Consider the following 17,860-nt stretch of genomic DNA (forward strand, 5'->3'; position numbering starts at 1 on the left):
TAGCGTTTATATCAATATAAAACGCTATTTTTTATTTTATTTAATACCTAAGTTATTTATTTGTTGTTAGGTTATCTTGCTTATTAGTCGTATTAGTCGTATTAGTCGTATTAGTCGTATTAGTCGTATTAGTTGTAGCTGTCATCGTTGAGGTAGAGTGAGTTGCGACAGCGGTCGCTGAAGTATTATTGATAGAAGGCGTTGTATTGATATCAAAACATCCTCTTAACCATGAGACTAAGGCAATTAAAACCAATAATAATACCAGTAACCAACGTAACCAACGGTGGCGAGTTTTTGGTGATATTTTTGCAAGCACCGCTCCGGCAGCCGCTGCACTAGAGCCAGCAGTGACTTGTGCAACAGTCGGCGCTAAAGGTGTGGTACGAGGCCACCAAGTAATAATGGGTTTTCCATTAATGATATAGATGCTCTCTGCATCGGGTAGGGTTGAGGCGGTATCAAGCAGATGGCGCTCTTCATCGGTAATGCGTTGCTGTGAAGCAAGTAATGCCGTTTGCTCTTTAAGATTTTTTAAATCATCATCGAGAGCATCTCTTATCTCTTGGCGTTGTTGCTCTGACAATGCATTTAATGCCACTGGCTGACCGGATAATTCACCATACCATTCAATAGTATCTTCTGCGGTTTTTTGCGGGGTTGCAAACAAGGTGTGATATTTAGCAGGAAAGTGTTGTATCAGTAACTGTATTAATTGCTGTTGATGAGCTAAGGCAAAATCAGCACGAGTGGTATTGGTTGTTAATCGTGAAATGAGATCCATATGAGAGTGCCTTTATTGATAGCGAAAAGAAAATTATCAATCAACATGACTATCTAATCACTATAGCGCTTTTGTGTGCAAGAAGAAATCAAGGCCGCTATTTTTTATCCTTAATAAGAACACTATTTGGGCGACGTAATAGCGGTTATTAAGCTATCTGCGCAAATTGTTTCTAGATCTTCTCTATCGTCAGTATTAGCCTAAATTCTGTTTGCTTGGTATCCATTTTACACCTTACGATAACGCGTTTCGGTAAAAATCGATGTGAGTCAACGAAAGCCAGCTTGCCTTTGGAGAGCTAAAAATCATTGATATAGCACATGGAGGATCTCGAAACTAAAAGGTAAGGTGGCTGACGAAGACACACAATCCCCTTCTTTTTCTCGTTTAGGGAATTTTTACCTCTCTTATGTTGATACAACAGCAGGTTTTTGATGACAAATAAAATCGATAATAACCAATTACTTCATGATGTGACCCGTTACTGGAATATCCGCGCTGAAAGCTATAGTGCTGCCAACCAGCAAGAGTTATTAAGTGAAAAACAGCAAAAATGGCGTCAATTATTGTTAAGCCATGTCAAAGAAGGGGAGACATTAAATGTTCTTGATATCGGTACGGGGCCGGGATTCTTTGCTATTTTATTAGCGTTGTCTGGCCACCAAGTCACTGCAATTGACGCCACGTCTGGGATGTTGCTTGAGGCTAAAAATAACGCCAGCCAGCATAATGTTTCTATTAACTTTGTTTGTGGTGATGTGCAAGATCTTCCCTTTGGCGATGAACAATTTGATTTGGTCGTCAGCCGTAATGTGACATGGAATTTAAAATCACCCTGTGAGGCTTATCAAGAGTGGTTTCGCGTATTAAAACCTGGGGGAAGCTTAATTAATTTTGATGCCAATTGGTATTTACATCTGTTTGATGATGAATATTGGCAAGGTTTTCTTGCTGATAGAGAGCGAGCGGCGCAAAAGCAAGTTGCTGATCACTATGTTAATACCGATACAAAAGAGATGGAAAGAATTGCTCGCCAATTACCATTAAGCCAAGTTAAGCGTCCACAGTGGGATATTAATACACTACTAGATATCGGTTTTATTCGTTATAGCGTGGATATTCGTATTGGTGATCACGTTTGGGATGAAGAAGAAAAAATTAATTACGGCTCAACCCCTATGTTTATGATCCATGCTCAGAAAAATAATCGATGAGAATGATAAAAGGAAAATAATGTGAAACCTCTATTTACAGTTATTCCTACACTATTATTAACATTGGCGTGCGTATTTCCTGCTTTTGCCAATCAAAGTAATAATATATTGGATTATGCCAGTACAAAAGATATCCGTGATATTAACCCCCATCTTTATTCCGGTGAAATGGCTGCACAAAACATGGTATTTGAACCCTTGGTTTTAAATACCGATAAGGGTGTTGCACCTTATTTAGCACAACGCTGGGAAATTTCTCCGGATGGTAAAAGTTATACCTTTTTCTTGCGCCAAGACGTTACATTTAGTGATGGCGAACCTTTTAATGCGCAAGCGGTAAAACTTAATATTGAAGCTGTATTAGATAATTATCAGCGTCATGCATGGCTAGAATTGGTACGTCAAATCGACAGTGTTGAGGTTATCGATCAGTATACTGTTAAGCTAAATTTAAAAAATCCCTATTATCCAACCTTAACTGAACTTGGCTTAACTCGCCCATTTCGTTTTATTTCACCTAAATCATTTATTAACGGTAAAACTAAAACAGGGGTGAGTCATTATATTGGTACGGGGCCTTGGGTGCTCACGGAACATAAGAAAGATCAATATGCTGAATTTAAGGTTAACCCTCATTACTGGGGGCAAAAACCAGCATTAACTGGGGTGATGTGGCGAGTGATCCCCGATAGACAAACAATGCTATTATCCTTACAAAAAGGAGATATTCAGCTAATTTTTGGTGCAGATGGCGACATGTTAGATATGGACTCTTTTGACGCATTAATGGCATCCGATAAATTTAAAACACAAATGAGTGCACCTATTGCTTCTCGTGCTATTGTGCTCAACAGTAGTCGCCCTATTACTTCAAGCCAAAAAGTACGCCAAGCATTAGAGTATGCCGTTGATAAAGAAGGGATTGCTCAAGGTATTTTAGCGGGAAGTGAAAAAGTCGCTGATACATTAATGGCAAGAAGTGTACCTTATTGCGATTTTGATTCACCAACTTATATTTATCAACCGGAAAAAGCTGCCTCGTTATTAGAAGAGGAAGGCTGGCTATTACCTGCGGGTAAAACAGTGCGTGAAAAACAGGGAAAACCGTTGCAGTTATTGCTCTCTTATAATGTGAATAATGCGGTTGAAAAAGAGATAGCCGAACTATTGCAAGATGATTTTAAGAAAATTGGCGTGGCACTGACGGTATTAGGGGAAGAGAAACAGGCCTTTTTAGATAGACAGAAAAGTGGTGATTTCGATTTACAGTATTCTCTTTCGTGGGGAACACCTTACGATCCCGCCTCTTTTGTCTCATCCTTTAGAATTCCAGCTCATGCTGATTACCAGGGACAGAAAGGGTTAGCCAATAAAGCACAATTAGATGCGATGATTGGCGAGTTGTTGATTACGCCAGATGAACATCGCCGTCAGACATTATATCAACGCTTATTTACCTCATTAGCGGAGCAAGCCGTCTATATACCATTAACCTATTCGCGTACTAAAGCGATTTACCGTAGTGAATTGGAAAACGTTGGTTTTAATCCATCTCAATATGAAATACCTTTTGAAAAGATGCGTTTTAAAGCCGAATAACCGATTAATTTAAGAGGTTACTTCAATATGGCACTGATCCGGTGCCATATTGGTTAAAGCAGATGTTACGTTATCTATGTTGGCGCCTATTGGCGATATTGCCACTAGTGTTGATTATTTCGTTTATTGCCTTTGTTTTGCTGAATTTAGCACCGTCTGATCCGGCAGAAGTGGCTTTGCGTGTTAACGAAATTGTACCGACGCCCGAAGCGATTGAAGGTATGCGCCGTGAGCTTGGTTTAGATAAGCCTTTTTTCACACGCTACTTTTTATGGCTTTTAGCGGGATTTCAACTGGATTTTGGCACCTCTTTTTTGACCCGAAAACCGGTGATACAAGAGATGTTAACTGCTCTCCCCCCCACGCTTTGGTTAGCGGCTACCGCATTATTATTTACGCTTATTATCGCGTTACCTTTAGCCTTATGGTGTGTGGCAAAACCACATAGCTTGATAGACAAAAGTATTCGGCTGATTGTTTTTGTGTTAACCGCAATTCCTAATTATTGGTTAGGGTTGTTGTTAATTTGGGCGGTGGCGGTTCATTTAGATTGGTTACCTGTCAGTGGTATGTTGACACCACAATCGGTCATTTTACCGGCATTTGCACTCTCTTTAGGTTATATCGGCACTTATTTACGTTTGTTACGGGGCGCAATGCTTAATCAATGGCATCAGCCTTATGTATTTTATGCCCGAACAAGAGGATTACCTGATAAGCTGATTTTGCGTCGCCATATATTACGTAATTCACTCGCTTCTGCGCTGACGGCGCTAGGAATGAGTATTCCGAAACTTATCGCGGGCACGGTCGTGATCGAGAATATTTTTGCATGGCCTGGGGTGGGGCGACTGTGTATTAGTGCCATATTTGGACGCGATTATCCGATGATACAAGCTTATATTTTAATGATGTCATTGTTATTTCTCTTTTTTAACTTTCTGATAGATATCATTCAGATGAAAGTCGATCCTCGTCTAAGGCGGTAACAATGTGGCGGTTATTCTGGCAACGACTTGCGCAAGATAAAAGTGCACAACTCTGTTTATTGGTGATAGTGATGATTACCATCGCCGGAATAGGCGCACCTTGGTTTGCACCTCATGATCCCACTTTAACATCGATACGCTTAAAATTTCAGCCAATCAGCTTTCACTATCCACTGGGTACAGATAATTTAGGGCGTTGTGTGTTTTCACGTTTACTCTTTGGTATTCGAACCACCGTTTTTTATGCCATATATGCGATGGGTATAACACTGCTGATCGGTTGGCTAATGGGGATGTTGGCGGGCTATTTTCACGGTAAAACGGATACAGTGATTATGCGTTTATGTGATGTGGTATTGTCATTTCCTGCGGAAATTATGATCTTAGCCTTAGTGGGCATAATGGGGCCTGGAATAGGTAACATCTTGATTGCGGTGATCTTGGTTAAATGGGCTTGGTACGCCAGAATGATACGAGGCATTGTTCGACAATATTCACATCGTCACTATATTGCTTATGCTCAAGTGATTGGCGCACCACCAACACATATTTTACGACGCCATTTATTACCCGTGACATTAGCTGAAACTATCGTTTTAGCCTCAAGTGATATTGGTAGTGTTATTTTAATGATCTCTGCTCTTTCATTTCTGGGGTTAGGGGTACAGCCACCCACCCCAGAATGGGGCAATATGCTGAGTGAAGCAAAAAATGTCATGGTATTACATCCCGAACAAATGCTACCTGCGGGGATAGCGATTACGGTTGTTGTTACTGCATTTAACTTTTGGGGCGATTTTTTACGCGATGTGTTCGACCCCGATAATCGTCAATCAGTCGGGGATAAATATGAACAATTTACTGACGCTTAATCAAGTCTCAATCTATGATCCTCACAGCGAAAAAAAGCGGGTAGATAATCTCTCCTTTAGCCTTAAACAGGGGCGAACGTTAGCTATTGTCGGTGAGAGTGGTAGTGGTAAAAGCTTAATCAGTAAAGCCATTATTGGCTTACTTCCAAGTACACTTGCACTATCGGGAGAAATTTTTTTTGATGAAAAGCCCCTTCATTTATATTCAGAGCAACAACGGCGTGCCCTATTAGGGACATCGCTAGGTATGATTGTGCAAAACGGCATGAGTGCTTTTGATCCGTTGATAAAAATAGGCAAGCAAGTTAGCCAAACTTTAATTTACCATTTTTCTTATACTAAATTGCAAGCATTCAATGCCGCTAAACAAGCATTGGATGAGGTGTTTGAGCATCAATCTTTAATGATTATGCAGGCATTTCCTCACCAATTAAGTGGGGGGCAATTACAACGTGTGATGATTGCCATGGCTTTGGCGTTATCACCAAGGTTATTAATTGCTGATGAACCTACTACCGCATTAGACGCTCCCTTGCGCAGAGAAATATTACAGCTATTGCAACGTATCACGATATCTAAAAATACCACCTTAATTTTTATCTCTCATGATCTAGGATTAGTCAGTCAGATTGCTGATGATATTTTAGTGATGAAAGAGGGAAAATTAATTGAGTTTGGTGACAAAAACAGCGTATTAGATACACCCAAGCAAGCCTATACCCGTTATTTAATTGAGGCTAGAGCTAAGCTTTCCCAACGTTTTTCACAGGTGCTTTATGCTCGGTGATCAGCATGAAACGGCGATAAATAACAAGAGGATCGAATGCTATTACGAGTAGATAACGTCAGCAAATATTATTATCAAAAAGGGGCGCGCTTTTTTAAAGAAAAAGTGACTATTCTCGATGCGCTCTCTTTTAATATACAAAAGGGTGAAGCTTTCGGGTTAGTTGGAGAAAGTGGCAGTGGAAAAAGTACCCTTGCACGGTTAATCAGTGGCTTAGAATTACCTGATCAAGGGGCTATTTATTTAAATGATAAGCCAGTGACGAAACGATGTTATCGACAAGGGGTAATAAGTATTGTGTTTCAGGATCATATCGCTTCAGTCAATCCGACTTTTACAGTGGGTGAAATGATTGCTGAACCTATTAAACTGATTAATCCGACTCTCCGTCATAACGAGTTAGAAACAATTATTTTTTCTTTTTTAGAGAAGGTGCAATTACCTAAAAGTTGTTATCAGCGTTATATTTTTGAATTGTCTGGTGGGCAAGCTCAACGAGTTTGCTTATGTCGTGCGTTAGCATCTTACCCACAACTAATTATTTTAGATGAGGCAATAAGCTCTCTCGATATACCTACACAAGTTGAAATATTGGATTTATTAAAATTATTAAAAGAGGAACTCCAATTATCCTATCTTTTTATTAGTCATGATATTCAAACAGTGACTTATTTTTGCGATAAAGTCATGTTTATTTTACAAGGTCAACAAATTGAATTATGCGAGATAAATAAATTAAGTACTGTTACTCATCCTTATGCTAAAAAATTAATTCAATCTGTTATTTAATCAACAAGCAATAATGTATTATCGCATCATTGCTTGCTGTATTTACTCTATTTAGAGATTATTCATTAAATGCGTTTGAATAGCGTTGGCATCATTTGCAGCATTAAAATCAATACCAAAATTCAGTGTCCCATCTTTAATTTCAATACTACGAGGTGACGCTTTAGAGCAGGTAATATTCTGTATTTTCTCTTTTACGGTTTCTTGTGCTATTTTCGAGCTTTCACAGGTATTAATGACACCTTTTAACCCTTCACTGCAATAACCATCAATACCTGTTGTTTTTAGATCCTCAACAGTAAATGCCGACCAATCAAACGCAACTTTTATATTAGCATCACAGCTTTTATTTAAGTCTACAACACGGGATTGAATATTTTCTTCAAATTTCTGTTGTAATTCTCTTTCTGCCAGTGTGGCTGAAAAAGCCGAAGAAGTGATAAGAAGTAAAGAAAGACTGATAGCAATATTTTTCAACATAATTTAATACTCCAAAAATGAATATATAACTAAAGATTAGTCTATTAAAAATAAATGATTGAATATGATAAAAATAGAAAAATGGTTATTTTTAATATATTACTCTTTTTAAAAATAAATTTTACTATTAGTTAGGTATATTTTAATAACATCCTATATTGATAGTGATATTAATATGTTAACTACGGTTTTTATTCTCATTGATAGCTAAATGTTCGTTTGTTTTATAACGAACATAATCGTTTCAGTTCGCTATTAAAATGGTGAACAAAGTGAAATAAATAAATTTCTTTCTAAATCAATGTATTAAATTATTGATGTAGATCTGCATCACAAACCAATCCTATTGTGATTGTTTTTTCTCCATGCTCGAATTAACTTGCTAACTCGAAGTAGCAAAAATTAGCATAGCGTTAGCAAATGATGAGGGTTCGCATGGAACAACAATATTTTATTGGCGTTGATGTTGGCTCAGCCAGTGTCCGTGCAGCAGTATTTGATAGCTTTGGAAAGCGTCTGGGCTTTTCAGTGCGTCCAATTGCACAATTTCGCCCGAAAACGGATTTTGTCGAGCAATCTTCCGCTGATATTTGGCAACAAGTATGCACCACTGTAAAAGAGTCGGTGAAATTATCAGCCATCGATCCTCTCCATGTGAAGTCTATTGGTTTTGATGCCACCTGCTCTTTAGTGGCCGTTGGTAAAGAAGGGCAAGCACTTTCGGTTTCACCCAGTAATAAACCTGAGCAGGATATTATTATGTGGATGGATCACCGGGCAGTACAAGAAACAGTGACCATTAATCTGACTAACGATCCCGTTTTGCGGTATGTCGGGGGCGAAGTGAGCATTGAAATGGAATTGCCTAAAATTCTATGGTTAAAAAATCACTATCCGGAGCGTTATAAACATGTCTGGCGATTCTTTGACTTAGCTGATTTTTTAGTGTGGAAAGCAACCACTGCTGATGTTGCCAGTATCTGTACATTAACGTGTAAATGGAACTATTTGGCACACCAAGGGCATTTTAGTGAAAGCTTGTTAGCTGATGTAGGTTTGGATGAATTATTAGAAAAAGTACCACAAACCATTTTGGCTTTAGGTGAATCGGCCGGATGTTTAACGACCTCTGTGGCTGAGGCTTTTGGATTACATACTGGCGTCATAGTTGCTAGTGGCATTATTGATGCTCATGCGGGTGGGTTGGCGTTAACCGCATCACAACCTGGGGGAAGTTTGGCCATCATCAGTGGTACATCTAACTGCCATATGATTGTCAGCCAATACCCGATTATGGTGCCTGGGGTGTGGGGGCCTTACTTTGGCGCAATGTTACCAGAGTTATGGCTAAACGAAGGGGGGCAAAGTGCTGCCGGTGCGCTCGTTGAATGGTCTATCCGCCGCCATGAGTCATGGGCTGAGTTAGAACAAGAAGCGAAAGAAAAAGGTGTTAGTTACTATACCTTATTAAACCAAGCTGTCGCTGAATTGGAAGAAAATGAACCTTATCCAACAGCACAATTTCATGTTTTAGCTGACCATCATGGCAATCGCTCTCCACGTGCTAATCCTGCCGCCAAAGGAATGGTCAGTGGATTAACCCTTGAAAGTGGTCGGGTTGCCTTGGCTCGTTATTATCTTGCGACATTGCAGTCTATTGCCTATGGCACTCGCCATATTATTGACACCCTTGAAGATGCAGGGCACCAAATTAATCGCCTTGTTATGTGTGGGGGAGCGACCAAAAATCCACTGTGGTTACGTGAATATGCCAATGCAACAGGTCGTGAGATCCATTTAGCGCAAGAAGAAGATGCGGTGAATCTAGGAGCTGCTTTATTAGGCGCCGTGGCATGTAAAGCCTTTGATAATTTTTCTCAAGCAGCAAATACCATGGTACGAGAAGGCGGCGTTATTACACCCGATAGTGACACCTTTGCTTTCCATCAAGCGAAATACCAAGTTTATTTACAGATGTATCAAGATCAGCAGCGCTATAACGACATGATGGCAGATTGCTGACCATAAATTTTTCCGATTATGAATCGAGTTTACCTTACCAGGGATATCTTATGTTGAACTTAAATCTACCAAAATTACCGGACGTTATCAGTGCAGAAGCTAATGAGATCCTGATGGTCACTAACGCAGACTTACGTGAGCCTGCAAACGTAACATGCTGGCCTGTGCAGAAAAAATTTGAAGATAAGCTAGCCGCTGCATTAAAAGCACAAGGTTACACCATGAAACGTGCACATAAAATTGATGAAGCACGAGGCCATGGTTTTATCAGTAGTCAGCGTGAAGGTTGCGATATGTTTGCGGCTATCGATCCTGATGCACCCGTTATTGTGCTATTAACCGCATGGCAATACTCACACCATATTGCCTCTTCATTAGCGCATCATCGCGGGCCAATTCTGTTGCTGGCTAATTTTGATGGTACATGGCCGGGGCTAGTTGGCATGTTGTGTTTAGCGGGGACGTTAACCAGTTTAGGTAAAAATTATTCACGCTTATGGTCAGAAAATTTTGACGATACATTTTTTATTGATGGCTTAGCTACATGGTTGAAATATGGTTATGTAAATCATCAGCTTAGCTATCTTAAAGAAGTTGCGCCAACACACAGGGTAATGGCGACAGAAGCTGGCGAAGTGGGTCGAAAAGTCGGCGAATATATAATTAAAAATAAAGAAATAATAGGTTTGTTCGATACATTCTGTATGGGAATGATTAATGGGGTCTTCCCACAACAGGCAATGATCGATATTGGTATGCCCATTGAATCACTCTCTCAATCTGCATTATTGGTCGAAATGGCAAAAGTACCTGATGCATTAAGAGAAGAGTGTGTGCAATGGTACGAAAATAATGGCATGACGTTTAAGTTTGGTACAGATGATAAAACTGAACTGACTCGTGAACAGGTGAAAGAGCAGTGTGCCATGATGATTGCAATGGCGCGTTTCGTTAAACGCTTTGGCTTAACCGCTGTAGGCGTGCAATATCAGCAAGGATTGAAAGATTGTTGTCCTGCCTCTGATTTTGCCGAAGGTGCGATTGGGTCAACGGCACGCTTCCCGTTACCGGATGAAAATGGCGACATTATCAGCCCTAACACACCGATCCCTTGTATCAACGAAGTCGATATGGGTACAGCTATTCCACAAACGATGTTATGGCGTTTATTAACCTCGTTAGGCTTGCCTGCAGAAACAACATTACACGATATTCGTTGGGGGAGTGAGTATCAGGGAACCTTCTACTGGGATATGGAAATTTCCGGCTCTGTGCCTTTTGAACACCTTAAAGGTGGGATCAAAGGCGCAACAGGTTACCGTCAGCCAGCTATGTTTTTCCCTAAAGGGGGATCAACTATAGCGGGTCAAGGTAAAGCAGGGCGTTTGTTATGGGCACGTGCACACTATCAAGGCACAGATGTGATTATGCATATTGGTACAGGTATGGCGGTGGAATTACCGGAGGCAGAGTTTGAACGTCGCCGTCGAGCCACTAACTACGAATGGCCATTACTCAACTGTACTTTAGATGGTGTAACTCGTGATGATCTTATGGCGGGACATCAAAGTAACCATATTACAGTGGCTTATGTTGATGACGATAAATTGGCGTTTGTGCTACAAGCCTTTGTTGCTCAAGCACTGACTCAAGGTATTCAAGTGAAAGTGGCAGGTGATGCCATTAACTTACTGTAAGGAACTTATAATGAGTCAGCAAAAATACGTTGGTGTTTGGCCTGTGATGCTCACTCCTTTTGATACTAAAGGAGAGATTGATTGGGCGTCATTAGAGCGCCTTGTCGATTGGTATATCGATGCAGGTGTACATGGGTTATTTGCCGCCTGTCAATCAAGCGAAATGTTTTATTTGAGTGATGAAGAAACACAAGCACTGACCCGCTTTATCGTTGAAAAAGCGGATGGAAGAGTACCTGTTGTTGCTTCTGGTCATACGGCCACGGCCTTAAGCCAGCAAAAAGAACAACTGCAGGCAATGGCGAGTACCGGCGTTGATGGCGTTATTATGATCAGTAATCGCTTAGCGCAAGTGGGTGAGTCTGATGATAAGGCGCTGGAAACACTACAATCCTTAACCCATGCTGTACCTAAAGAGATTGATTTGGGTATTTATGAATGCCCTTATCCTTACAAACGCTTGTTATCTGAAGAGATAGTAGAATGGTGCGCACAAAGTAATCGCTTTACTTTTATTAAAGATACTTGCTGTTCTCTTCCTCTCATAGAACGTCGCTTAGCATTATCAAAAGGAAGTCGTTTGCATCTAGCCAATGCTAATAGTCAAACCTTATTAGCGTCATTTCAAGCAGGATGCCAAGCATATAGTGGTGTTATGGCTAACTTCCACCCCGAACTTTATGTCTGGCTGTATGAAAATTGGCAGGATAAACCAGAGCAAGCTGCGCTATTAGCTGATTATTTATCAACAGCTGCGATGACTGAAACGCTGGATTATCCTGCTTGCGCTAAATATCATCAGCGCCTGATCGGCAATTTCGCGACACTGGTTTGCCGCTCTCGTAATAGTAGTCAGTTTGAAAACTCATTTTTCCCTTCTGCTGTTAATAGCATGACGGCATTGGGTGAAAATATGAAGAAGTGGCTTTCGTTAAATTAATTTAGGACACAGGAGTAGGAATATGCCTTTCGTGATGAAGGAAACCCAGTTTGTGCTGGATAATGCACATTCACTTTTTAATCACTGCCATGCTTCAACGATTGTGCGTGTGCCTAACTCTGAGCGTTTATTAACCGCTTTTTTTGCTGGCGATAAAGAAGGTAGCGGTAATACCGCTATCTGGTTGGCGATAAAAGAGGGAAATGATTGGCAACCCGCTCAACCTGTGGTTAAAAATCCAGGTGTTGCGCACTGGAATCCAGTTTTACATGTTGACCCATCAACAGGTAATATCTGGCTGTTTTATAAAACGGGTCCTGATGTACATAGTTGGACGACCCAATATGTTATCTCGAAGGATGGCGGAAATAGCTGGAGTTTACCAAGTGAATTGGTTTCGGGTGATGTAACACCTAGAGGTCCTGTGAAAAACAAAGTATTAGTGATGTCAAACGGCGAGTGGTTAGCACCGGGATCGGTGGAGGATGATCGATACTGGGATGCGTTTGTCGATATTTCTAGCGACAATGGTCAACACTGGCAGCGAGTGGATATTCCGATTGCCCATCATCAAGGAGGGCAAGCGGAGCATGAAATCTGGCAAGGGCTAAAGGACGATGCCTTGTGGGAGACTGATCTACAACGTGTTTTTCAATGGGATGGCGTGATACAACCAACACTATGGGGATCTCAGCCTAAACATGTGCATGCCATGATGCGCAGTACGCGCGGTAAAATTTATCGTAGCGATTCAACGGATTATGGGCGCAGTTGGTGTCCGGCTTATGCAACAACCTTACCAAATAATAATAGCGGCATTGATGTCGTCTCCTTCGCAGATGGTCTGTTGGCATTGGTATATAACCCGAATTCAGGCAACTGGAGTCGTCGTTATCCTATCTCTGTCAGTCTTTCATCCGATAATGGCAGTACTTGGTCTGAACCATTCGATTTACTCGATGGGGAAGGCGAATTTTCATATCCGGCTATTATTGCTGAAAACAATACCCTACATGTGACTTTTACTTGGAACAGAAAAAACATTGTTTATCAGCAGTTAATAGCTACTCAATAAAAATGTGGAGAAAGGGTTTTATGAAAAAGAGTCTACTCGCAGCGTTGGCGCTTACGATGACATTGGGCATGGGGAATGCTGTAGCCCAACAGTTAACGTATCCTACTAAAAATATTGATGTGGTTATCCCAAAAAACCCGGGGGGAGGTACTGATACTTCTGCACGGACTATCATTGAATTTGCTAAAGATGTGATGCCAGCAGGGCGTATCTTTGTACCGGTTAATAAACCCGCAGGTAATGGTTTAACTGGGTTAATTGAAGTGGCAAATGCGCGTCCTGATGGCACTAAATTAGTCATGACGACGGTTGAATTAGCGATGTTCCCACATCAAGGTAAGTCACCCGTGACCTATAAAGACTTTACCCCGATTGCGACAACGATTGCTGATCCGGTTGTGCTCGTGGTGAATGCTAATTCGCCTTATAAAACATTGGAAGAATTTATTGCTGGGGCAAAAGCGAACCCCGGTAAATTAAAGATTGGTAACTCAGGTATGGGGGCTATTTATCACCTCGCGGGGGTGAATATCGAACGTACTACGGGAACTAAGTTTAATCATATTCCTTATAACGAAGGTACAGGCCCCTCTATTGCTGCATTAGTGGGCGATCATATCGATGGCGTATTAACCACACCCGGTGCGGTTAAATCACAAGTTGATGCGGGTATTTTGCGCATTCTCGGTGTGATGGATGAACGTCGCTTCCCACTTATTCCGGATGTTCCAACCTTTAAAGAAGCCTTAAATCTCGATACCAACGTGAAAATGCGCGCATGGGCTGTATTAGCCACAACAGCAGGTGTGCCTGATAACGTTAAAAATGAGTTAGTGGGGGCATTTTCAGAAGTGGTTCAAAAACCAGAATATCAAGAAGCATTGAAAAAACAAGGTATTATGCCAGTATTTATCGTCGGTGACGATGCGTATCAAATGATGAAAGAAGATCATGAGATGTATGCTGAATTAATCTCAGCCACCCTAAAAAAATAACCTTTCTATAATAAACCACCCTATCCGCAAGTCGGATAGGGTCGGGGAGATCCCGACATGACTAAAATCAATACAATCATCGGTGCGATTTCAGTAGCTTTTGGGCTACTTATTATCTATCTCTCCCGTGATATGAGTATGTTTGATGAATATGGTGTACCTGGGGAGCGTTTTTGGCCTTACGGTTTAGCCATCTTATTTATTTTACTGGGGATTTTTCAATGGATAGGTGTCGTGGTTGATAAAATTAAACATGTACACCAGTCCGTAGATTTAAGTTCGACCGCAGTTAAGCGTGCTTATGGCTTAGGCATTTTTATGCTGCTATATGCAACAGGTTTATATCTATTTGGCTTTATTGTTCCATCATTGCTTCTTATCCCAATCATTATGTGGTTGATGAATGAGAGGAAACCTATTGCCATGGTGGTGATCCCGATTGTGATTGTAGCCGCGGTTTATGTTTTCTTTGACATTATTTTTAATTCACCTCTGCCAACCTCTGTCTTTTTTGAGTAAGCGGTAAAGGAGCCTTGGTATGGAAATTTTAGATGCTTTAATGGTCGTTTTTAGTTTAGAAACGATAACAATGATCCTGTTAGGGGTTTTCGCGGGGATTATTATCGGCGCATTACCGGGTTTAACAGTGAATATGGGCATTGCACTGTTACTCCCACTGACTTACTCCTTTCAAGGAATGACGGGGATCTTATTATTATTGGGAATGTATTGTGGGGCTGTTTATGGTGGCTCCATTACCGCGATATTAATTAGTACACCGGGCACACCTGCATCTGCAGCCACAGTCTTAGATGGCTATCCGATGGCTAAAAAAGGTGAAGCAGGGCGAGCATTAGGCTTATCAACCATGGGGTCGATGTTTGGTGGTGTATTTAGTACTATCGCTTTAATTGTTATTGCTCCTCAATTGGCAAAAGTGGCGACGGGATTCTCTGCCGCTGAATATTTTGCTCTTGCGGTATTTGGCATAAGTATTATTACCAGTGTATCATCGCAATCGATTGTGAAAGGATTAATGGGGGGCGCGATTGGTCTTGCAATTGCCACTATCGGGCTTGATCCTATGACAGCAGGGCCACGTTTTACGTTTGATACCGTGTATCTTATGGGGGGCGTCTCGTTTATTCCAATCCTCGTGGGACTCTTTGCATTTTCTCAAGGCTTGATTAGCTTTGAAGAAGAGTATCGTGAGCGCAAGCAGAAGAAAAGCGAGAAAATTAATGCCCGTATTCATCGTGTATTACCTACGTGGCTCGATTTTAAACGTGTTTTACCTACCTATTTTCGTTCATCAGCGATAGGAACGGCTATTGGTGCTATTCCTGGGACTGGGGGAGATATTTCATCTTTTATCTCGTATAACGAAGCAAAACGTTGGTCAAAACACCCTGAAGAATTTGGAAAAGGATCACCCGAAGGGGTTTCAGCACCGGAAGCGGGGGCTAACTCGGTGACGGGTGGCACCATGGTACCTCTAATGACTTTAGGTATTCCCGGTGATGGCGCAACGGCGATTATTATGGGGGCTTTTATGGTGCAAGGATTAGCGCTAGGGCCACAGTTATTTACGGATAATCCCGTTGAAGTGAACAGTATTTTTATCGGCTTAATGATGGCGAATATTTTCCTCGGTATCTTAGGCTTCTTGTGTATGAAACTGTTTGTACGTGTGATGGATGTACCACGAAGAGTATTAGTACCCATTATCTTTGTGTTGTGTAGTGTGGGGGCTTATTCAGTTAACCATAGCATCATTGATGTTTTTGTGATGATGGGGGCAGGATTACTGGCTTATATTATGATTAAGCTCGATTTTTCGATGTCTCCGGTGGTGATAGGTATTATCCTTGGGCCAATGGCAGAATCTAACTTACGCCGTGCTTTAATGATGTCTCAAGGGGATTTATCGATTCTCTATACACGACCTATTACTGCGACATTCCTCGCTATTGCACTATTAACACTGCTGTTACCTATTGTCGGGCCTGGGTTAAAATCAATGTGGAAAAAATGGCGTAGTCAATCTGCTTAATAAAGGTTAATCCGCCCTCATTGTTAGCAAAATGAGGGCAATATCAATGACGGAACATTAATGGCAAAAACAGTTGAACAAATTGCAAATGATCTGAATTTATCTATCACCACAGTACGATTAGTACTCAATGGTAAAGGTGATCAATATCGGATCAGTGCAAAAACCCAGAAAAAAATTGCTGATTATGTCGAAGTTTTTGGTTATACCGTTAACCATGCGGCAAGAAGCTTAAAACTCAATAAAACAGATACTTATGGTCTGGTTATTCCTCGGCTGTCCAACCCCTTCTTTGCTGCTTTAGCGGAAAAGTTAGAGATGCATTGTCACCAAATTGGTTGCCAGCTGATGATAAGTTGTACCTATGGTGATATTAAAAATGAAAATAAGCTCGTAAAGTCTATGGATGAGCGTAATGTTGATGGGATTTTTATTGTTTCAGCGAGTCGAAAAAATCAGCAACATCACGTTAAACATCGTCAAAAGCCTTTAGTGTTCTTAGATAGAGATTTTTCTGTTAGTAATGCAATTTGCGTGGCGTCTGATAACTGTGATAGTGGTGCACAATTAACGAAAGCGATGATACAGCAAGATGCGCCAATCCACTTTTTTGCCGGTGATGCTCTTCTTCCTACTATTGCAGCTCGTTTGCGCGGTTATGTTCAGGCGATCAAAGCCCATTATGGTGATGAAAGCCATGTAACCGTTTCCTATGCAGAACATAACACCACCAAAGATGGTGAACAGATGATGAAGCAATATCTTGAACAACATCGGCAGATCCCCAGTCATTTTATTGCCTCATCACTGCCCATTTTAGAAGGCGTATTAAGTGCTATTCGCCAAACAGAAGGTGTTATTCCCGCACATATCAATATAGGTACTTTTGATGATCACGTTATGTTAAGTTTTTTACCCAATAATGTCTGGTCAATGAAGCAAGATGAAACCTTATTGGTAGAAAAAGCCTTTGAAATCATGACTGCTAAGATAGCAGGTAACGTAGTGAAAGCGCCTCCATTAATTAAAACACAACTTATCAAACGCTTAATTGCAGGAGCATGAGTCAAATATCGTGATTATTCGCCTCACTTTGTGAGTAGAATAAGCTTTCTATTCGCCTCATTGGGGGGATATATGTGGTTAATGGCTACCCATTCTCTTCTGATATGATGAATGTTATATCATCAGATATGCGACTTTAATGTAGGCTATGTATGAAAAAAATATTTTCTTTTTTTTTTAAAAGACCTTAAACAATCTTTAATATTAAGCATTATTGCTATTTTTTTGTCCTTTATAGTGTTTTGATTGTTCGGTTTTTTCCCTATTTCTATGGTCGAATACTATTAGTATCATTTGTGATTATTTGCTTAATATTTACCTTTCTTCCTATAAAGAAAGAAGGAAAGAGAAAATAATTATTTAGGCAGCGCTAGTGATCAGAAAATAAAAGAGAACTTAATGTAAATTTCGTGATCGAGTCGTTTTGATAATCAGTACAATGTATTGAGCGCCTTTGGCGCTGGTGGACGTAGTGTAAGATATATTTTGCAAGATTAAA

General features: G+C 40.7%; 16 protein-coding genes. 14 read left to right on the top strand and 2 right to left on the bottom strand.

Annotated features, from left to right (window positions below; genetic code table 11):
• Window positions 1–52 precede the first annotated feature (52 nt).
• Window positions 53–784 carry a hypothetical protein gene (locus AACU98_RS01220; RefSeq protein ID WP_161735380.1) on the bottom strand — a complete coding sequence of 244 codons (732 nt, stop codon included), beginning with the start codon at window positions 782–784 and terminating at the stop codon, window positions 53–55.
• Window positions 785–1,218: 434 nt separating this feature from the next.
• Here AACU98_RS01220 and AACU98_RS01225 point away from each other — a divergent pair, with 434 nt between their 5' ends.
• From AACU98_RS01225 to AACU98_RS01250, 6 genes are all read left to right on the top strand, one after another.
• Window positions 1,219–1,998: a class I SAM-dependent methyltransferase gene (locus AACU98_RS01225; RefSeq protein ID WP_004246727.1), complete on the top strand. Its 780-nt coding sequence runs from the start codon at window positions 1,219–1,221 to the stop codon at window positions 1,996–1,998.
• Between the two features lie 21 nt (window positions 1,999–2,019).
• Window positions 2,020–3,597: a nickel ABC transporter substrate-binding protein gene (gene nikA / locus AACU98_RS01230; protein ID WP_004246728.1), complete on the top strand. Its 1,578-nt coding sequence runs from the start codon at window positions 2,020–2,022 to the stop codon at window positions 3,595–3,597.
• Window positions 3,598–3,659: 62 nt separating this feature from the next.
• On the top strand, window positions 3,660–4,586 hold the full coding sequence (gene opp1B, locus AACU98_RS01235) for a nickel/cobalt ABC transporter permease (protein ID WP_004246729.1): 927 nt from the start codon (window positions 3,660–3,662) through the stop codon (window positions 4,584–4,586).
• Between the two features lie 2 nt (window positions 4,587–4,588).
• Window positions 4,589–5,458 carry a nickel/cobalt ABC transporter permease gene (gene opp1C, locus AACU98_RS01240; protein WP_004246730.1) on the top strand — a complete coding sequence of 290 codons (870 nt, stop codon included), beginning with the start codon at window positions 4,589–4,591 and terminating at the stop codon, window positions 5,456–5,458.
• Window positions 5,436–6,245, top strand: a complete 810-nt coding sequence (locus tag AACU98_RS01245) for an ABC transporter ATP-binding protein (protein WP_161735382.1) — start codon at window positions 5,436–5,438, stop codon at window positions 6,243–6,245. Before opp1C ends, AACU98_RS01245 begins: the two co-directional genes overlap by 23 nt.
• Window positions 6,246–6,281: 36 nt before the next feature.
• Window positions 6,282–7,034: an ABC transporter ATP-binding protein gene (locus AACU98_RS01250; protein ID WP_004246732.1), complete on the top strand. Its 753-nt coding sequence runs from the start codon at window positions 6,282–6,284 to the stop codon at window positions 7,032–7,034.
• Between the two features lie 51 nt (window positions 7,035–7,085).
• Here AACU98_RS01250 and AACU98_RS01255 read toward each other — a convergent pair whose 3' ends face one another.
• Window positions 7,086–7,514 carry a hypothetical protein gene (locus tag AACU98_RS01255; RefSeq protein ID WP_036895781.1) on the bottom strand — a complete coding sequence of 143 codons (429 nt, stop codon included), beginning with the start codon at window positions 7,512–7,514 and terminating at the stop codon, window positions 7,086–7,088.
• A gap of 435 nt (window positions 7,515–7,949) precedes the next feature.
• Here AACU98_RS01255 and AACU98_RS01260 point away from each other — a divergent pair, with 435 nt between their 5' ends.
• From AACU98_RS01260 to AACU98_RS01295, 8 genes are read left to right on the top strand one after another with little or no spacing between them, the layout of a single operon-like run.
• Window positions 7,950–9,536: an FGGY-family carbohydrate kinase gene (locus AACU98_RS01260; RefSeq protein ID WP_161735390.1), complete on the top strand. Its 1,587-nt coding sequence runs from the start codon at window positions 7,950–7,952 to the stop codon at window positions 9,534–9,536.
• A gap of 50 nt (window positions 9,537–9,586) precedes the next feature.
• Window positions 9,587–11,233: a hypothetical protein gene (locus AACU98_RS01265; protein WP_004246735.1), complete on the top strand. Its 1,647-nt coding sequence runs from the start codon at window positions 9,587–9,589 to the stop codon at window positions 11,231–11,233.
• A 10-nt stretch (window positions 11,234–11,243) separates the two neighbouring features.
• On the top strand, window positions 11,244–12,173 hold the full coding sequence (locus AACU98_RS01270) for a dihydrodipicolinate synthase family protein (protein ID WP_004249052.1): 930 nt from the start codon (window positions 11,244–11,246) through the stop codon (window positions 12,171–12,173).
• A gap of 22 nt (window positions 12,174–12,195) precedes the next feature.
• Window positions 12,196–13,248 carry a sialidase family protein gene (locus tag AACU98_RS01275; protein ID WP_161735384.1) on the top strand — a complete coding sequence of 351 codons (1,053 nt, stop codon included), beginning with the start codon at window positions 12,196–12,198 and terminating at the stop codon, window positions 13,246–13,248.
• Window positions 13,249–13,268: 20 nt separating this feature from the next.
• Entirely contained in the window at window positions 13,269–14,243 is a 975-nt protein-coding gene (locus AACU98_RS01280; protein WP_223293382.1) for a tripartite tricarboxylate transporter substrate binding protein, read from the top strand.
• A gap of 57 nt (window positions 14,244–14,300) precedes the next feature.
• Window positions 14,301–14,762, top strand: coding sequence for a tripartite tricarboxylate transporter TctB family protein (locus AACU98_RS01285; RefSeq protein ID WP_004246739.1), 462 nt, complete (start codon window positions 14,301–14,303; stop codon window positions 14,760–14,762).
• Window positions 14,763–14,781: 19 nt separating this feature from the next.
• Window positions 14,782–16,296, top strand: coding sequence for a tripartite tricarboxylate transporter permease (locus AACU98_RS01290; RefSeq protein ID WP_004246740.1), 1,515 nt, complete (start codon window positions 14,782–14,784; stop codon window positions 16,294–16,296).
• Between the two features lie 60 nt (window positions 16,297–16,356).
• Window positions 16,357–17,361 (top strand): LacI family DNA-binding transcriptional regulator, encoded by a 1,005-nt coding sequence (locus AACU98_RS01295; RefSeq protein ID WP_004249055.1) that lies wholly within the window; start codon window positions 16,357–16,359, stop codon window positions 17,359–17,361.
• Window positions 17,362–17,860: the final 499 nt, after the last annotated feature.

Origin of the sequence: Proteus sp. G4380 (assembly GCF_963885725.1) — a bacterium.
Classification (GTDB): Bacteria; Pseudomonadota; Gammaproteobacteria; order Enterobacterales; family Enterobacteriaceae; genus Proteus; species Proteus mirabilis.

Coding starts and splice junctions, on each gene's coding strand:
- AACU98_RS01220 (WP_161735380.1), bottom strand. CDS start 784: ATGGATCTCATTTCACGATTAACAACCAATACCACTCGTGCTGATTTT.
- AACU98_RS01225 (WP_004246727.1), top strand. CDS start 1,219: ATGACAAATAAAATCGATAATAACCAATTACTTCATGATGTGACCCGT.
- opp1B (WP_004246729.1), top strand. CDS start 3,660: ATGTTACGTTATCTATGTTGGCGCCTATTGGCGATATTGCCACTAGTG.
- opp1C (WP_004246730.1), top strand. CDS start 4,589: ATGTGGCGGTTATTCTGGCAACGACTTGCGCAAGATAAAAGTGCACAA.
- AACU98_RS01245 (WP_161735382.1), top strand. CDS start 5,436: ATGAACAATTTACTGACGCTTAATCAAGTCTCAATCTATGATCCTCAC.
- AACU98_RS01250 (WP_004246732.1), top strand. CDS start 6,282: ATGCTATTACGAGTAGATAACGTCAGCAAATATTATTATCAAAAAGGG.
- AACU98_RS01255 (WP_036895781.1), bottom strand. CDS start 7,514: ATGTTGAAAAATATTGCTATCAGTCTTTCTTTACTTCTTATCACTTCT.
- AACU98_RS01260 (WP_161735390.1), top strand. CDS start 7,950: ATGGAACAACAATATTTTATTGGCGTTGATGTTGGCTCAGCCAGTGTC.
- AACU98_RS01265 (WP_004246735.1), top strand. CDS start 9,587: ATGTTGAACTTAAATCTACCAAAATTACCGGACGTTATCAGTGCAGAA.
- AACU98_RS01270 (WP_004249052.1), top strand. CDS start 11,244: ATGAGTCAGCAAAAATACGTTGGTGTTTGGCCTGTGATGCTCACTCCT.
- AACU98_RS01275 (WP_161735384.1), top strand. CDS start 12,196: ATGCCTTTCGTGATGAAGGAAACCCAGTTTGTGCTGGATAATGCACAT.
- AACU98_RS01280 (WP_223293382.1), top strand. CDS start 13,269: ATGAAAAAGAGTCTACTCGCAGCGTTGGCGCTTACGATGACATTGGGC.
- AACU98_RS01285 (WP_004246739.1), top strand. CDS start 14,301: ATGACTAAAATCAATACAATCATCGGTGCGATTTCAGTAGCTTTTGGG.
- AACU98_RS01290 (WP_004246740.1), top strand. CDS start 14,782: ATGGAAATTTTAGATGCTTTAATGGTCGTTTTTAGTTTAGAAACGATA.
- AACU98_RS01295 (WP_004249055.1), top strand. CDS start 16,357: ATGGCAAAAACAGTTGAACAAATTGCAAATGATCTGAATTTATCTATC.